At 42.6% G+C, this 17826-nt stretch carries 12 protein-coding genes and 1 riboswitch; of the genes, 9 read left to right on the forward strand and 3 right to left on the reverse strand.

Translation table 11 applies throughout. The features are described from left to right. Nucleotides 1-149: 149 nt before the first annotated feature. Together J2X75_RS08190 and J2X75_RS08195 are read right to left on the reverse strand one after the other, a co-directional pair. Entirely contained in the window at nt 150-1904 is a 1755-nt protein-coding gene (locus J2X75_RS08190) for a methyl-accepting chemotaxis protein (RefSeq protein ID WP_310335632.1), read from the reverse strand. 671 nt (nt 1905-2575) lie between these two features. Then, a complete protein-coding gene (locus J2X75_RS08195) occupies nt 2576-2980 on the reverse strand; it encodes a VOC family protein (protein ID WP_310335633.1) in 405 nt (134 codons plus the stop codon). 555 nt (nt 2981-3535) lie between these two features. Here J2X75_RS08195 and J2X75_RS08200 point away from each other — a divergent pair. Continuing rightward, nucleotides 3536-4918 (forward strand): erythromycin esterase family protein, encoded by a 1383-nt coding sequence (locus J2X75_RS08200; RefSeq protein WP_310335635.1) that lies wholly within the window; start codon nt 3536-3538, stop codon nt 4916-4918. Between the two features lie 144 nt (nt 4919-5062). Beyond that, nucleotides 5063-6802: an ABC-F family ATP-binding cassette domain-containing protein gene (locus J2X75_RS08205; RefSeq protein WP_310335636.1), complete on the forward strand. Its 1740-nt coding sequence runs from the start codon at nt 5063-5065 to the stop codon at nt 6800-6802. Nucleotides 6803-6872: 70 nt separating this feature from the next. Here the strand turns inward: J2X75_RS08205 and J2X75_RS08210 are convergent, their stop codons facing one another. Then, nucleotides 6873-7247: a collagen-like protein gene (locus tag J2X75_RS08210; RefSeq protein WP_310335638.1), complete on the reverse strand. Its 375-nt coding sequence runs from the start codon at nt 7245-7247 to the stop codon at nt 6873-6875. Nucleotides 7248-7583: 336 nt separating this feature from the next. Between J2X75_RS08210 and J2X75_RS08215 the strand changes: the two genes are divergently transcribed. The 7 genes from J2X75_RS08215 (at nt 7584) to J2X75_RS08245 (ending at nt 17785) form a co-directional block, all read left to right on the forward strand. Then, entirely contained in the window at nt 7584-9542 is a 1959-nt protein-coding gene (locus tag J2X75_RS08215; protein ID WP_310335639.1) for a beta-glucoside-specific PTS transporter subunit IIABC, read from the forward strand. Nucleotides 9543-9601: 59 nt separating this feature from the next. Continuing rightward, nucleotides 9602-11044 carry a glycoside hydrolase family 1 protein gene (locus J2X75_RS08220; RefSeq protein ID WP_310335641.1) on the forward strand — a complete coding sequence of 481 codons (1443 nt, stop codon included), beginning with the start codon at nt 9602-9604 and terminating at the stop codon, nt 11042-11044. Between the two features lie 17 nt (nt 11045-11061). Continuing rightward, complete coding sequence (locus J2X75_RS08225) at nt 11062-11913, forward strand: PRD domain-containing protein (protein WP_310335642.1); 852 nt, start codon at nt 11062-11064, stop codon at nt 11911-11913. A 296-nt stretch (nt 11914-12209) separates the two neighbouring features. Continuing rightward, complete coding sequence (locus tag J2X75_RS08230) at nt 12210-14882, forward strand: endo-1,4-beta-xylanase (RefSeq protein ID WP_310335644.1); 2673 nt, start codon at nt 12210-12212, stop codon at nt 14880-14882. Nucleotides 14883-15084: 202 nt separating this feature from the next. Then, nucleotides 15085-15182: riboswitch (TPP riboswitch) on the forward strand. Nucleotides 15183-15294: 112 nt separating this feature from the next. After that, entirely contained in the window at nt 15295-15957 is a 663-nt protein-coding gene (gene tenA, locus J2X75_RS08235; RefSeq protein ID WP_310335645.1) for a thiaminase II, read from the forward strand. A 322-nt stretch (nt 15958-16279) separates the two neighbouring features. Beyond that, a complete protein-coding gene (locus J2X75_RS08240) occupies nt 16280-16546 on the forward strand; it encodes a CD3324 family protein (RefSeq protein WP_310335647.1) in 267 nt (88 codons plus the stop codon). Between the two features lie 156 nt (nt 16547-16702). Then, nucleotides 16703-17785 (forward strand): nucleotidyltransferase domain-containing protein, encoded by a 1083-nt coding sequence (locus J2X75_RS08245; RefSeq protein WP_310335649.1) that lies wholly within the window; start codon nt 16703-16705, stop codon nt 17783-17785. Nucleotides 17786-17826: the final 41 nt, after the last annotated feature.

Here is a 17826-nt window from a genome sequence, read left to right on the forward strand (position 1 = left end):
ATAAGTCAACGTGACACAGAACAAGAACACGGTCATTCTATGTGCTGATTATAACCCTGAGTCCTCCGAAAACATTAACGCTCCAAGAAAGTTATGTTTCCGGCGATTCTAAGTTGTCATCTAATAATACCCTTAATGAGATTGGGAACTTATTTAGTGACTTCGATCTGAAATTGATCGGAATATGATTTGAGGTTGCCTGCAAGACCGGCGAGTTCCCCGGAGATGTTCGACAGTTCGCTTGCCGACCGTTGCTGTTCCACAGCACTAGCCGTGACTTCTTCGGCCATGGCTGAAGTTTCCTCGGTTGCGGAAGCAATATAACTGAGGTTTTGTTCCAGCTCCTGACGAATAGAGTGCATATCCATCGTCCGGCTGTCTAAACTCTGAGCCAACTCATGCACTTCGGTTGATAAGCGGCTAACCTGTCCAAATGCCTGGAGGCAATCAGCGATCTGTTTCTCCTGTTCCTTAACAGCTACCATATTCGCATCAAAATGACTGCCCATCCGATGTATCTCTTGAACAAATGAACCCAGGATCTCATCAATCTCCTGGATCGAACGTTCGGATTGTTGAGCGAGCTGTCCCATTTCACCTGCAACGACTGCAAAGCCTTTACCCGCTTCTCCAGCTCGGGCTGCTTCAATTGAAGCATTCAGGGATAGTATTTGAGTTTGTTTTAAAATGTTGTGAATTTGACCGCTAATAGAGGAAGCGAGTTCGGATTGAGTCGTCAGAGACCTGGAAATATCCTGTTGATGCTCAACACGCTTGGCATTCTCTCGGCCCTTCTCAAGTAGAACCTCATGTTCACGTGTAACTTGTACTTGAACAGAAGATAGCTGCTCTGAAGTATAAGTAAACTGTTTCACATATGAACCTACTTCATCCATTATTTTGCTCAGATTCTCTGAATGCTGGACGGAGTGTTCTGTCTCTTCAGCCTGTTTCATTGAACCTATGGCAATTTCCTCAATCGCTCTGGAAAGTTCTTCGCTCTGACGCTGGTTTGTCTGAGCGGTTTCCGAAATATCTTTTGATGACTGCTGTAATGTATTTGAACCTTGCTGTATTCCCATCAGAATGTTCGTCAATTGGGCAACCATGATGTTAATCAAATCACTGATGTCACCGAGTTGATCATTGGTCATATGTGTGGATACGACTTTGAGATTCCCATCAGCAACCTGCTCGAGGCTTGACTTAATATCGCGTACTTGTCTAAGAATACCTCGTACTACGAATAACATCATGACCAAAGAAAGAATCAGTACAACCACAAAAATCGGGATAATGGTCTGATAAGCATTATTCACGGATGTCGCGGAGACTTGATTCACTGCTCCAGCAGAAATATCAATGCCCAGATAGCCAATAACAACGCCTTGCGAATCCTTGATTGGTGTAAAGGAGGACAATAGCTGTCCCCAAGTTGGATCATCTACAATGCCTGTTGTGACGACTTCACCGCGTAACAAGCGTTCCTGAATCTGGGGATTAAATTCCATTGCAGTCCCGTAAGGGCTATATTCCGTATCGTCCCAATTCGCTCCATCTACGGTGTAGAACCACCCGTCCGAAGTTTTGTTATACATATAAACATACAAGGCTCCCGATTGAAGCCTAACTTTAACGAGTTCGTCCCTAAGACGTTTATATTCGTTGCTCTCCTCTGAAGCAGTAGAAGATAATGTCTTAATTAATTCCGATTCCTGACCTAGTTGAGAGGCGGTATTCACAGCCAGCTGCTGATTGTTATGCTGCATGGTCATTAATGATGCATTTTCACTGGAGTCGATGGTGGCCCATATGATTAGACCGCCCATGGCCAGTAGCGGAACCAGAATAATCAAATACAGTTTGAATCTTAAATCCATCTTTTTTTTGCGAGTCTGTCTCACGTACGGTTCCCCCTTGGATGTAATAAAGTAAATATGGGTATTCGTATAACCCCATACTATTTATCGTAATATTGAAGGGGGAAATGAAGACTAACACTAAATTTGTATATACATATACGTAGATTATAAACTAACGTGTAAAAGTGAGAACATATCAAAATTTGTGCAATATAAGATAAAAAAACTACCAGCATCAAGCCACCACAAGGTTACAAACGCAAAAGTGATATTAAAATCGTCGCCGGAGAATGTGATTATTTGTGGTGCCAGTGCCTCAAACCGAATGTAGAAGTTCGTCTTGCATCAAGAAACGTTGACATTGAATCTACGTCCTATAGTGGCATAGGATAGTATATTTAAAGGCAGTTAGTATGCATGCCACCTTGCCATCTGTTCCATAGGATTCAATATATTTTGCATTATAATGAGCTACCTGTTGGGAGAAAAAGAGGCTTTCCCTAATGGGCCCGCTGGGTAATTGCATTTATTGAGATCGTTAGAAAGCATGCCTCCCTATGGTAGGAAATGAGAAGGGTGTCTTCTGCTAATTTCTCGTTAAAATACTTCTTCCACTTTGGACAAAAATGAAGAGACTATAGCTCATCGCTATGGTCTCTTTCTGCTGGTCATAAAAATTAATGAAAAATCGCCTTACTCATTTCAACTGTCCTTTATAGCCTACCATTGAACCGTTGGATTGCTTCCTCGGTCACCGGCGTGAAGAGATTAACCAGATTACCGTCAGGATCGCGAAACAGCACAGCACGATTCCCCCACGGCATTGTGGTAGGTTCCTTTACCCACTCATCGACAAACGACTTCAAGCGCTCGTATTCGGCATCCACATCGTGGACGTGGAACTCAATAATGACAGTACGATTGTTGGCCGCCACAGCAGAACCAGCGCCAAACAGTTGCACCGTCTGGGAGTGGCCGATCGCTAGAGTGCACGATGGCATAACAAGTTCGGCAAAGACAGGTGCAGGGCGTTCTGCTGAAACACCCGTAATTTTCTCATAGAACGCGACGAGACGATTCACGTCATCAGTAATGATACGCACAGAAGCAAAATTCACGAGATATCATCCTTCCTATAATAAGTAATACATTTTGGACCAAAAACAATTCGCATTTACTCCTACTCCTTTACAATTGCTTACTCCAACTATACAAATACACTACTGACAACAGTATGTCAGTAGTGTTTTATGAAGTAATCATAGAATAAGAGTGATCGTATTGAACAAACGAGAAGCGATAACGCCTGGAGGGATCTCATTTGGAATGATGGCGGTAATGAGCATTCAAAGCGACAAAACAGCGCAGTGGGATAAATTTTGCGCTACACTTCCTGTCTCAAGGGTTCAGAGCGCTTCAAGCAAATACGGTTGTGTGTATTACTTAGTCTTTTTGGAATTTTAGGTTGCCACGGTCATTTGTGTTATTACTTCAATTATTTTATCTCACTTTGAGCTATGCAGACGATTTTTTTGTATTCATCTACTGAACGTTATAGAGCTAAAGCCCATAGTACTTGATATATTATTAAACAAATCTTAAACGCAACGTGGATTGGTTTTAAACTCCAGATGTTAAGCTGATATACATAAAAACAGAGGAGTGTCAGCCTAATGAATCAGTTGGTTAAAAAAGTGTTAGTGTCTACAGTGTTGTGCAGTTTCAGTGTGATATCCATTGGTCCGGTGGCATATATGTCTGGATCAACATTAGTAGACAAGAAGAATACGATATCTTCAGATTTAATTTGGAAAGAAAGCGTTCGCTCAAATGCAAATACGATTACACCCATTAACGCAGAAAAAAATGACCAGTACTCTGATTTGATGTTTTTAAAGTCTATTTTAACGGATAAACGAATCGTTAGCTTGGGAGAAGCATCGCATGGAACGTCAGAATACAATTCAATGAAAGTAAGACTTGTAAAATTTTTGCATGAAGAACTGGGATATGGTGTCATTGCATTTGAATCCAATCTAGCCGATACTGCTGCCGCATATGCTCAAATACATAATACAACGCCAGAGGAATTGATGAAAAGCTCCGTCTATGGCGTGTGGCAGGTTGAAGAGAACTTGCCTTTATTTGAATACATTGCACAACAAAGCAACACAGATCATCCGCTTATATTAACTGGTTTTGATTCACAAGGCACGTCAGAGTCTTTTATTAAATTCGTTGAGTCGTGGTTTGCTAAGGTCGACAAGAATAAAGCTACAGCATTTGCACAAACTGAACGCTGGTATTTAAAGCTTAACATGGTTAACAAAGTAGAAGATTTTAATATTCAAAAGAAGAAAATTAAAGAAAAGTACATTGCTCTCCAAAAGTTTGTAAGGGACAACAACGTTGAATTAAGTAGGACTCAGTATGAGCAACTCAACCTGATATCTCTGGTAGATCGTGTTTTACAAAATAGGTTAGACATGCTGGATAACTACCATCCTCATATTGTAAATCTGCTAGCAGGAGTAGACCCCGAGAAGCATTTAAAATTGGGAAGTTATGAACGAGATCGCGTGATGGCGGATAATGTAGAATGGCTTGCAGAAACGGTTTATCCTGAGGAAAAAATTATATTATGGGGACACAATTATCATATACGTAAGAATAATTCCACAATGATCAAAGAGCATAACGGGTACGATTATGATAATAGTCCATACCCAACCATGGGTGAGATGCTTCCATACTCACTCAAACAAGCTGGTTATGTTATAGGTTTGTATGCATATGAAGGAAGCGCCTATAAAAACAATGGAGAGGAAGAGCAAGTCCTGCCTCATGAAAAAGGTAGTCTTGAAGATATTACAGGAACTGAAATGGGCCCAGCCCGGTTCATCAATATGAAGGACAAGGAGTTAAGTCCAACAACGGAGTGGATGTATACACCTCGAATTGCCAAAGCATGGGGAGTTTTAGACGAAAAGATGATCCCTCGCGATCAGTATGATGGAATATTACTTATTCATAAAATCCATCCCTCTAATCACTAGGAAAGCAACGTGTTCAAATTTCGAAGTGAGGGTAAGGGCTAAAAATCGATTGTACTTGGTGGTAAACAGTGTTACTCTAAAAGTCTGTGTTCGACAATATATTCAATACTAGCCACCAATTTAGTTATAAAGAAAGGTAACACTATGATAAAAGTTGAAAACTTATCCTTCTCATTTCCACAAAAGGAACTATATAAAAACATTTCATTTACGTTTGAAGAGGCACAACAGTGTGCTTTTATCGGAACAAGCGGCAGTGGAAAAAGTACATTGATCGATATCCTGATGGATCCGGAACGATATTTGTTCGAGGGCAAGTTAGAGATAGACCCCGATTGCAGAATCGGGTATGTGAGTCAGTTTTTGCAAGTAGATAAAACAAAAGAAATGACCGTTTTTGAATATATCGCAGAAGAATTCATCAAGATACAAGATGAAATTACAGCGATTTATGCGGAGATGGCCACCACATCGGATATGGATTCCCTGATGGAAAAGCTTCAATTGGCTTTGGATGCCTTCGAAGCGATGGATGGGGACAATTTCGAAAAAAACATCAATAAACAGTTAAACCTTGCCAACCTCATGAAGCTCAAAGATCTTAGTATATCCGCCATAAGCGGCGGGGAATTCAAACTTATTCAAGTGATGAAGGAAATGCTGAATCGTCCAGACTTCATGATTATGGACGAACCCGATGTATTTTTAGACTTTGAAAACCTGAACGCGCTTAAAAAATTGATTAACTCCCACAAGGGAATGCTGCTGGTCGTTACGCACAACCGTTATCTGTTGAATCATTGTTTCAACAAAATCATACACCTCGAAAACACAGAGCTCCAGGAGTTTGACGGACGATATATCGATTATAACTTCTCACTGCTTCAGTCTAAGATCGAACTGCAAGAAATCACGGTTGCCGAAGCTGAAGAAATTGAGAGATACGATCACATCATCGACAATCTTAGAGAGATCGCCACATATAATTCGGAAGCCTCGAGAGGCAGAGCGTTAAAAGCCAGAGTCAAGTTTCAAGAGAGATTGGAAGCACGTCGAATAAAAGAACCATTTGTCGATATCAAACAGCCGAATATCCGTTTTGGGATCGATAAGGAAATGGAAGACACCGTTGTGGTTAACGTAAATAACTATAGCGTTTCCTTTGACGAGTTGCTTTTGGAAAATGTGAACTTTGAGATCAAATCAACAGATAAAGTAGCTCTGATCGGTCCAAACGGTACCGGGAAAACGACTTTACTCCGAGAAATCTTTAAAAACAATCAGGATTCCATTGAAATAAATGCTGAGGTTAAAGTGGCCTATTTATCTCAGGTTCAAGGCGAAATGTTAAAAGATTCGAATACCATACTAAATGAATTCATTGATTCCGGCTTTCAAACGTATGATGAAATTAGATCGTATCTTCCAAACTATGGCTTTGAAGGAGAAATCCTTGATCAAAAGATTGAATCGTTATCTGGCGGAGAAAAAAACATGCTTCAATTGGCTAAAGTTTCTGCCAGTCATGCCAACGTATTGCTCCTAGATGAACCGACAAGCCATTTAGACATCTATACACAAATCGCATTGGAGAAAGCCATTGAAGACTACAAAGGTGCGATTATCATGATTTCTCATGATTTCTATTCTGTTGTAAATGGTATGGATTATGTTTTAATTATCGAGGACAAAACGATTAGTAAAATGAGTATAGAAGAATTTAGACAGATGATTTATGCGAGTCATTTTGATGAAAACTATCTAGAAAATGAACAAAAGAAAAAGTCTGTTGAAATGAAAATTGAATTGGCGTTAAAAGATACCAATTTTGAACTTGCAAAGAGTTTGGTTGATGAGCTAGAAGAGCTGATTAAGTTGCTTTAGACAAAGTGAATTTTCCATAAATCTAAATCCCCCTGTATGTGGATTAATCCGCATACAGGGGGATTTACTTCTAGAAACAGCTAAACGAGCTGATTCGTTGCAGATCAATGCCGGTGTATAGCCAGAAGAAGCCATTCCAACGGAAGCCAGCCACCGAATTTCTACCTACAAATACCGGGTACATCCAGAAGCCGGGACCACGATCCGGCCAAATATATGTGTAGCGAAACAGACAGCCGGATATGGCTCTTGGATCTACCGCATATAACGAAGCGGGTTGCTGTGGAATGAATGATGGTGGCGGCCCAGTAGGTGCCTGCACGCCTTGTGGTCCGCCGCCTCCACCCCCGGGGAACGATGGTGGACCAGGAATTCCACCGGGTCCTCCGGGACCCCCAGGTCCGCCGAACCCTCCACCAGGTCCAAAAGGAGGTAAAAATGTCATATCACATCACTCCTGTTCATTAGTCTAATGTATTGTATGTAGGCAATTGAGAAGGGGAATGGGTGGAAGCCTATAGAAGGCTGCTAATAATCAAATCGAATCAAGCAAATTAAATTGCAGAAAAATGTCGAATAAAGTGATTGCTAACTAATTTATTGTGTGATATTATGATCCAGTAAACGTTTACATCGATAACGAATTGAATATTAGCAGTGTTTGGCTGTTACTGGTAAAGCAGGCATGACCAAAATGATTTTGCATTTTCCTTATGTGAGTAGGGGAAAGCATATCGTTTTGGTCTTTTTTTATATCCAAATTCAGAAATGAGGCAATGGTATGGATTATCGCAAGTTGGGACAAGAGATTACGGAATTGGTTGGAAAGAAATATAACATCGCTCGGCTTACGCACTGCGCAACCCGACTGCGGTTCGAACTGCACGACATCTCCAAAGCAGAGACAGAAAAACTTAAAGCACTCCCAGGAGTCATTACCGTTGTGAACAATGGTGGACAATACCAGGTTGTTGTGGGCAATGAGGTGCAGCAGGTCTACCGAGTTATTACTCAGCAGATGGGTTCGGCTACCCGAAGTGCGGAATCCAAATCGGATTCTGGCAAAAATAACGGACCAAAGCAAAAACAGAGCTGGATTTCCAGATTCATCAGCGTGATCTCAACGACATTTACTCCGGTCATTCCGGCAATCATTGGCGCGGGTATGATCAAAGCGATATTAGCCGTACTTGTGCTGACAGGTCTCGTAACGACGGAAAGCCAAAACTACTATATCCTTAATACCATTGCGGACGCGGCTTTTTATTTCATGCCTATTCTGCTGGCTTATGGAGCTTCCATTAAGTTTGAAACAAGTCCAATTCTGGCGATGACAGTTGCCGGCGTGTTGTTACACCCGGGATGGAGCGCCCTGATGGCGGAAGGAAAAGACGTGTTTTTCATCGGTGTTCCAGTTCGACTAACCGATTACGCGGGCTCCGTGCTGCCGATTATTATCGTCGTTTGGCTCATGTCCTATATTGAACGTTTCGCGGATCGGGTATCGCCTTCAATGATCAAATTTTTCACGAAACCAATGATTGTACTATTGATTACAGCACCACTTGCATTGGTGGCGATCGGGCCTTTCGGAACGTACCTGAATGATCTGGTTGCGATGGGTGCAGAAGCGATTAATGCCAGAGCCAGTTGGCTGATTCCTTTGTTAATGGGAACTTTGCAACCATTCCTGATCGTAACAGGTACCGCATGGGCCATGACGCCGATTGCAACTAGCCAACTAACCAAAAATGGATATGAAATGATCAACGGTCCGGGAATGCTCGCGTCCAATATTGCTCAAGGTGGGGCCACGCTTGCTGTAGCATTAAAAACGAAAAACAAAAAACTCAAACAGCTCGCTGCTTCATCCGGTTTCACCGCTGTGCTGGGCATCACGGAACCATCCTTGTACGGTGTAACGCTGAAACTGAAGAAACCCTTAATTGCCGCAATGATTGGTGGTGGTGTAGCAGGGATATATGCTGGTCTGACTGGATTAGTACGTTATGCCTTCGTTTCTCCGGGTCTTGCCGCGTTACCTGCCTTCATTGGAAGCAATCCGATGAACATCGTTCATGCCATTGTGACTTGTCTGATCGCTTTTGTTGTTACCTTTGCTCTGACATGGATTATTGGTTTTGAGGATCCAGTGGATGATGAAGAAGAAGGCAATAGCAACGTTAACGATGACAAGACACTTTCCGGGCAGCCTGTTCTAGACAACAGCCCAGACACTAAGTCTGCTGCAAAAACAAATGCAAATGTACCACGCCAAAATGAATTACGCCCACTTACAATCGCCAGCCCGATGCAAGGGGAATTAGTCCATCTAGACCGTGTACCAGACGATGTCTTCTCTTTGGGATTACTGGGTAAAGGCGCTGCCATCATTCCTGCCAAAGGAGAACTGTATGCACCGATCACAGGAGAAGTTACGGCTTTCATGGACTCCAAACATGCGGTCAAATTAAATGGTTATGATGGAGAAGAGGTGCTCATTCATATTGGAGTGGATACCGTCAACCTGAAGGGGAGACATTTCGACTCTTCCATTAAAGTAGGGGATCGCGTACAACGGGGGGACTTGTTGATCAGCTTTGATATCGAAGCCATCAAGGCGGAAGGCTACGAAGTCATAACCCCGATTATTATCGCCAATTCGGATCGTTTCCCGGATATTAAGCTGGAGAAGCAGAGTCCTGTTGAGGTTGGAGCAACCATTATCCACCTTTCGTAACAACCGTAATACGGTCCGTCATATATCTTAATCAACATTAAAATGAAGGAGTGTTTGAGATGTTATATCAACACATCAAACCATTCCCCAATGAATTTCTGTGGGGAGGCTCTACCTCGGCCTATCAAGTGGAGGGAGCCTGGAACGAAGATGGCAAAGGCCTGTCCGTCATCGATATGTGTGATCATCCGGCTGGAACCGCCGATTTCACAGTTGCTAGTGATCACTATCACCGATTCAGAGAAGACGTGAAGCTTTTTGCAGAGCTGGGCCTCAAAGCATATCGTTTTTCAATTGCATGGACTCGAATCTTGTCTTCAGGCACAGGGGCTGTTAATGAGAAGGGACTCCAGTTTTATCACCAATTGATTGACGAATTGCTGCTCCATAACATTGAGCCTATTGTGACCATGTACCATTTTGACCTGCCCTACGAGCTTGAGAAAAACGGAGGATGGAACAACCGGGGGACGATCGATGCCTTTGTCGAGTACGGGCGTATCTTGTTTGAGCAATACGGGCATAAAGTGAAATATTGGTTGACCATTAATGAGCAAAATACGATGATTCTCCATCCAGGTGCTATTGGTACACCAAAAGGCGGACGTCTGCCTTCCAGTAAGGAATTGTATCAGCAAAATCATCATATGTTTGTGGCTCAAGGCAGAACGATGCGACTATTTCATGTTATGCTACCACAAGGCAAAATCGGGCCTGCATTGAACATGACTTCCATGTACCAGGCAACCTCCAGACCAGCAGATGCAATCGCTGCACATAACTGGGAGACGATTCGTGGATGGGGTTTTCTCGACTTATCAGTGTGGGGACGGTATAATCCATTATTCTGGAGTTATTTACAGGAACGTGGCATCGAGCCGGTTATTGAGCAGGGTGACATGGAAGATATCCAGTCTGGCCGCCCCGATCTGGTAGCAATCAATTATTACTCGACGGCAACCATTGCCGCCAGTATGGGCGATGCGTCGGATGTTACGGCTCGTGCAGGGGATCAGCAAATTATGCTTGGCGAGCAGGGAGTATACCGGGCCGCGGAGAATCCTTATACGGAAAAAACGAAATATGGCTGGGTCATTGACCCGGTTGGCCTAAGGCTGACATTGCGTAAGGTATGTGAACGATATGGTCTCCCGATTTTAATTACGGAAAATGGTATAGGAGCCCCAGATGTACTGGAGGCAGATCACACCATTAACGATACGTACCGGATTGATTTTATCGAGAAACATCTGGAACAGATCAAACTGGCTCTAACGGATGGAGTAGATGTGATTGGTTATTGCCCTTGGTCCGTTATTGACGTGGTAAGCACACATCAGGGGTATGGGAAACGTTATGGAATGATCTATGTAAACCGCGGTGAACAGGATCTGAAAGACTTGAAGCGTTTGAAGAAGAAAAGCTTCTCGTGGTATCAAGAGGTCATTAAACAGAATGGCAGATGTATCGGAAATTCGGATCAGGCGGTCACGAAAGAATAAAGGATCGTGATGAATTCATGAGAGTAATCAAAATACTAAATAACAGCTTGCTTCTGACCAAAGATGAACAGGGACAAGAGATGATTGTCATGGGAAAAGGTTTGGCATTCAAAGGCAAAGTCGGCGAGCGACTCGATGAGGAGCATATCCAGAAACGATTCATTCTGCAAAATAATCCGTCTGCCCAGGCTTACGTAAGAACCATCGAAAACATGCCCGAAAAACATGTGAATGTCATAAACAAACTGATTACCAATGCAAAAGAAAAGCTGTCTCTTGACGATCAAATCTTCTTCAGGCTTATGGATCACTTGTCATTTGCCATTGAACGATGGAAAAAAGGTGTAGCATTACAGAATCGCATGTTATGGGAGATCCAGAGGTTTCATCCTCTCGAATTCGAACTGGGCCTTGAAGCTGTTCAGATGCTGAATCTAGAATTGGGTATTGAACTGCCGGAAGAAGAAGCAGGGAATATCGCTTTTCATTTTGTGAATGCCCAAACGCATGAACAGAATATGGAGCGCACGATGCAATCCGTTAAGATGTTAAAAGATATTTTTAACCTGATTCAATACACCTTTGATATGCAATTGAACAAAAATTCCATCCATTATGTGAGACTTGTCACACATCTGCAATTCTTCATCCAGCGTTTACAAGAAGGGCGTCTGGGCAATTCGGCGAAAGATTTTATATTTCAACACATGGTGAAGGAGCACCCGATTGAATACAAGTGTGCGGAGATGATCAAAACCTACGTGCAAAATATGCTGGATATCTCCATATCGAACGAGGAATTATTATATTTGATGATTCACATTGCACGAATTGTGCAGGAGGAACAGGGTGACGAGGGACGATTATAAAACAAAGTTAATATGCCTGTTAGTGAACAGAAAAAAGATACTTTTTAACTATGACCGTTTTCTCGTATTTTATCGGGAAACGGTCTTTTATTTTTGCAAATATGTAGCGGCTTTTTTGATATTCCACGCGAACGAACTCCAGCTTCCTAAGCTCACATGAGATTACCAAATGATAACTTTTTATTATAATTATTGGGAATTTGTTATATGTAAGCGCTATCGAAAGAACTATAATCTATTTATCTGGATGTTAATCCGTTCAGAAATACTTAGACCAAATCATGAGGAGGAATTGTATGAAACGGTTAGGTCAATGGAATATAACAGCCTTGGTTCTTGTGCTGGTACTCGCCATGCTTCCATTTTCGAATGTCTCACATGCAGCCAAGGCAGTTACGGAAGTGGAGGGAAGTCATTTAAGCACAAACTTTGAAGACGGTACACTTCAAGGATGGACTCCACGTGTCGGTAGTGAAAATCTGACAGTGACACAGCAGGAAGCACACGAAGGCCAGTCTAGTATGCTAGTTTCCAACCGTGATCGTTCCTACCATGGACCGATGTTATCCATGAAGGATCTGCTTGAGCGTAACCAAGAGTATGAAATTACGGCATATGTAAGACTTACCCAGGAGCCCACCACGGATCAAACACTACAGCTCACCACATATAAAAAAACAACGGCCGAAAGCTGGAACCCGATCGGTAGCGTGAAGATTGCCAAAACAGAATGGAACACATGGCACAAGATCACCGGAAAATTTCAGTATAGCGATGATCCCACTGAATTGAATTTGTTCATCGAAACACCCTACATCTCTGAAGATAGCGTAGATACGTTATCGTTCTATGTGGATGATGTATCATTTACTCTGGCCGAGCAACTGGAGATTGAAGCAGGGATTCTGTCTCTGGAGGACCTGTATCAAGATGATTTCCCCATTGGTGCAGCGGTGTATCGCTGGCAGTTGGAAGGCGCATACGGACAACTGCTCACAAAGCATTTTAACAGCTTGACCGCAACCTATGAGATGAAACCGAAGTACATGTCTCCTTCCGAAGGTGTTTATGAGTTCGAGGCAGCCGATCAATATGTTCAGTTCGCTGAGGAGCATGGTATGGGCGTACGCGCACATGCGTTGTTGTGGCATATTGATGCTGCAGAGTGGATGTTCAAGGATCCTCAGGGTAACCCTGCGAGTCGAGAATTACTGCTTGCCCGGATTCAGGATTATGTCGAAACCGTCATGACCCGATACAAAGGTAAGATCTATGCCTGGGATGTGGTAAACGAGGCGATTGCGGATAGCAATGGTGATGCCAACGGTTTACGTAAAAGTCCCTTTTATGAACTAATCGGTCCGGATTACATTGAAAAAACCTATGAATTCGCTCGTGCAGCCGATCCGGATGCCAAATTATACTACAACGAATACTTCACGGAAATCCCTGAGAAAAGAGAGCATATGTTTCAGTTGGTCAAACGACTGAAAGAGAAGGGACTCATCGATGGTGTGGGTTTGCAATCCCACTATAACCTGGAATCCCCGCCCATCGAGGAAATTGAAAAAACGATCAACATGTTCGTCGAACTTGGATTGGATATTCAGATCACGGAACTGGATGTGGATAGCGGAATTCCATTTGGTGAAGAGATGTCGGATGAAGTTGCGGTAAAACAGGCGTATCGATATAAGGAACTGTTGGATTTGTACAAAAAACACAAAGATCACATTTCTTCAGTTACCTTATGGGGACTCCAAGATGAGAAGTCTTACAACAACCAGGCGATGCTGTTTGATTCAGCCCTGAAGGCCAAAAAAGCATACTGGGGACTCGTGGATGAATCCAGCTTGCCTGTGTTGACACAGAGAGCCGTCTCACTTTCGGGTAAACCGGATATCAAAAAACAGTCACAAGATCCGCTCTGGAACAAAGCGGTGTCTACTCCACTGAAGGGTGACTCTTCGGGATCAGCCAGTTTCAGAACCTTATGGGATCAAAGTAACCTGTATATCCTTGTGGATGTTCAGGATGCGAAGTCAGATGTGAATGACAGAGTAGAACTCTTTGTTGATCTCAATAATGGCAAGACCTCCACATATGAAGCAGATGACCGACATGTAATCATCAAGCGGTCAGGCAAAGCTGAGGGCGCGGAGCGGCGTTCATATCGTGTACGCGAGACAAAAGCTGGATATCAGGTTGAATTGTCCATTCCATGGGATGGTATCCAAGCCGATTCAGAATATGAAGTTGGCTTGGATATCCGTGTGACTGATGGCGGTGCAAGTGGGACACAACCTTATAATCCACTGTACTGGAATGATCGAACACAATCTCAGGAACAAGATACAAGCAAATACGGCGTGATTCAGCTTGCCCCTATGCCCAAATCTGCACAAGCTGTGCAAGGGATTGTTCAGATTGATGGGAAGAAAGACGCCCTATGGAATAAGGCTGTTCCATTTGAAGTAAAAAGGTTGAATGAGACCGAAGGTGCAGAGGCAGTGGCTCGCGCAATGTGGTCAGGGGAGTATCTATATCTGCTGATTGACGTCACTGATCCAAACATCATCACAGATAGCATCAACCCATGGGATCAGGATTCGATTGAGATTTTCCTGGATGAGAATCACCAGCGCACACCGTATTTTCAATATGATGATGCCCAGTTCAGAATCAGTGCAGACAATGTAGGAACCTTTGCAGGGGGTGCCTCACCCGGACGCCTTGTAAGTGCTGTGAAGAAAACAAATAAAGGATATCTCGTAGAAGCCCGAATCCAGTTACATTCACTGACGCCCAAAGCAGGAAATGTTCTCGGTTTCGATCTTCAAATTAACGACAATCAGGGCGGAGGTAAACAGAACGTAGCCAAATGGAATGATACGACCAATGAGAGCTGGAGAAACACTTCCCAGTACGGAATACTCACTTTTGTCGGAAAGAACAAACTCGGGCATTAAATCATTGGCAGTAGTTCAAAGAATAGAAACCATCATAACAGTAGCTAAAACTCAACCATTGTTGTGATGGTTTCCGTCTTTTAAATACGTCTCTCAAGCTGATGAGGGGGATACAATCTGCCTTGACTATATTTAACAGCCCTTGATATACTAAATGAATGTTGTTTTTTTTATGCGGATAAGAAAGTAATCAACTACATACAACCGTTTGCAAGGGAGCCTTAACCGGCTGAGAGGGTGTTAAACCGACCTTACCTGATTTGGATAATGCCAACGTAGGGATGCAACGATGAAACACTGTACTTGGGTAGCTCATGCGCCCCCCTTGTTTTAGTGTATTTGTCTGCGAAACATCCTACGGATGTTTCGTTTTTTTGTTTTTAAATACGTACATTATGAATTGGAGGAACATATGTTGACTATTTCAGAGCGACTATATCAGGCGGCACAGCCTGTGTGGAAGGAATGTCTTGAGCATCCCTTTGTTAAAGGAATCGGAGATGGTTCCTTACCAGTCGAACAATTTCGTTATTATTTGCTGCAAGACTACTTGTACCTGTATGATTATGCCCGTGTATTTGCACTAGGTATCGTCAAGTCGCACGACCCCAAATTGATGCAGTTTTTTAGTAAAAACGTAGATAATATCTTGAATGGCGAAATGAAAATTCATCGTTCTTATATGGAGCGATTAGGAATTACAGAGGATCATGTTTTTCAGGTAAAACCTGCACTGAAAAATGCAGCTTACACTAACTATATGCTCTCTGTTTCCCATGCGGGTGGCATAGCAGAAGTACTTGTATCCATTCTGGCCTGCTCATGGAGCTATGCAGAGATTGGTCAAGTTCTTTCCCAAAAGCCAGGTGCAGCTGATCATCCTTTTTATGGTGAGTGGATCACAGGATATGCTTCCTCTGAATACAACAACAGCAATCAATCCCTTGTGACGTTAACGGATAAGTTATTAGAAGATTGTAGCGAGGAAACGTACCAACGGATGGAGGATATTTTCGTGATGTGCAGTCGCTTTGAGCTTGATTTTTGGGAGATGTCATGGAGGCTGGAGCCTTGAGTTCACTGGTAGTTAATTCAATTAGAGAGATTTGCATAGTGTGAATAATCAGAACGTGTTAGCTTCAAAAGACATGATTAAACACTCGAACAACAAGCTCTGATATAATAAGCAAATAGTAGCTATCTTTTTTCTATGGAGGTGAGGCTATTGAAAACAATCGGGGTAGGATTCTTACATGCACGGCTCTATGCAAAGCCAGTGAAGGATATGGCAATGCTTTGCATAGAGCCTGGGAATAATCACATTGCCAACGACGAATCGTAATATTCTACTAACTGGCTTTGCACCTTATTGATCTATTAAATAAGGAGTGAGGCCCATGAAATATTCAAAAGCCGAGTCTATTTTTCCGGAAGAATTGTTACGTATCATTCAAGAATACGTTCAAGGGGAATTGGTTTATATCCCCAAACCCAAAGAGGCGCACCTAAAATGGGGCGAGAAAACAGAGAGCAAGAGCAGGGTCTCTGCTCGAAACGCTGAGATTAAATCCTTATTCCGCAATGGAGTCAGGATAGATGAGTTGGCGGGTCGGTATTTCTTGTCCTGCGAAAGCATAAAGAAAATAGTCTATACAAAGCACTAATGAAATCCGCTAACTCGTCGCATCGACGGTTTAGCGGATTTTGTGCAAAGATAACTTAAAACAACTTATACATAGTAACCACACCTCTAAATCGATAGACTCAAGTTAAGGTTGTTGTGATGAAGGACGGCCGGATCATACAAAGAGGTGTGACGAATGAACGAAATCATAAAGAAGAAGCTGCTGGACAAAAATGAACTGCTCATTAACATGGTGATCGAACGCGTAAAAAGAGATTTTCTAAACGATATCGCCATTATTGGGCTTACTGGTTCATTTAGCACCGGGGACTTTCACGAGAAGAGTGATCTTGATTTAATTATCATTAATAATACAGAAAAGGGATGGGAAATTTCCGATTGCTTCATCTTGGATGACGTTGGGTATGACATCTATTGCACGCCATGGGATTCAAGAATACAAGAGCAATCCACCTTGGAGAGTCCCAACGTATCGAGCCTAACCGAGCTCAAAGTACTCTACTATGCAAAGCCTGAGGATTTGGAGAAATTGAATGACTTCCGGCAAAAAGCTCTTGATGCACTTGCAAACCCGATAGGAGAAGCGTGTCTTAATCGAGCAAATAAATGGATCGATCTGGCTAAACAAGCATACAGCGATACGATGCTTAGTGAAGATATCGGTTCAGTGCGATATGCATCTGCTGGGGTTCTGTACAATCTAGTCAATGCCTTGGTGAGTATGAATAATACGTGTATCAAACGAGGGATCAAGCGATATTTGGAAGAGATACGCTCGTTTCGCTATGTTCCGGATGATCTCGAATCCTTATACAGGTCAATCATCGAAGCTCATACCATTGAAGATATTCGAATAACATCTTTTAATATGTTGAATAGCGTTACGCGGTTACATAGCACGATGTGTGATAACTTCATTGTTAAACCGGCTCCGACCTTTGATAATCTGAGAGGAACATATGAAGAACTGTGGTGCAACTACCGCAATAAAATTTTGAACAGTGTTACAACGAACGATGCTTCCTACGTCTTTCTTTCGGCCTTTGGAGCACATGAGTATCTTGATGAAATGGCCATGGAGAAAGGAACCAAGAAATATGATCTTATGCAGTACTTTGATGCAAGTAATTTACCAGTTATGAAAGAGAAGCTCCTTAAAGTGATGGATGATTATCGAGAAGAGTATGATAAGGTCGGCAGAACAGTCGAACGTTTTACAACCTTCGAGCAACTATATGCCCATTATATGAATCATTGACCTTACGTTCCGGGTAGTCAACCAAACATTGTTTTTACATT

Origin of the sequence: Paenibacillus sp. 2003 (genome assembly GCF_031455635.1) — a bacterium.
In the GTDB taxonomy this organism is placed as follows: Bacteria; Bacillota; Bacilli; order Paenibacillales; family Paenibacillaceae; genus Paenibacillus; species Paenibacillus amylolyticus_B.

Coding starts and splice junctions, on each gene's coding strand:
- J2X75_RS08210 (WP_310335638.1), bottom strand. CDS start 7,247: ATGACATTTTTACCTCCTTTTGGACCTGGTGGAGGGTTCGGCGGACCT.
- J2X75_RS08215 (WP_310335639.1), top strand. CDS start 7,584: ATGGATTATCGCAAGTTGGGACAAGAGATTACGGAATTGGTTGGAAAG.
- J2X75_RS08230 (WP_310335644.1), top strand. CDS start 12,210: ATGAAACGGTTAGGTCAATGGAATATAACAGCCTTGGTTCTTGTGCTG.
- J2X75_RS08220 (WP_310335641.1), top strand. CDS start 9,602: ATGTTATATCAACACATCAAACCATTCCCCAATGAATTTCTGTGGGGA.
- J2X75_RS08205 (WP_310335636.1), top strand. CDS start 5,063: ATGATAAAAGTTGAAAACTTATCCTTCTCATTTCCACAAAAGGAACTA.
- J2X75_RS08225 (WP_310335642.1), top strand. CDS start 11,062: ATGAGAGTAATCAAAATACTAAATAACAGCTTGCTTCTGACCAAAGAT.
- J2X75_RS08200 (WP_310335635.1), top strand. CDS start 3,536: ATGAATCAGTTGGTTAAAAAAGTGTTAGTGTCTACAGTGTTGTGCAGT.
- tenA (WP_310335645.1), top strand. CDS start 15,295: ATGTTGACTATTTCAGAGCGACTATATCAGGCGGCACAGCCTGTGTGG.
- J2X75_RS08245 (WP_310335649.1), top strand. CDS start 16,703: ATGAACGAAATCATAAAGAAGAAGCTGCTGGACAAAAATGAACTGCTC.
- J2X75_RS08240 (WP_310335647.1), top strand. CDS start 16,280: ATGAAATATTCAAAAGCCGAGTCTATTTTTCCGGAAGAATTGTTACGT.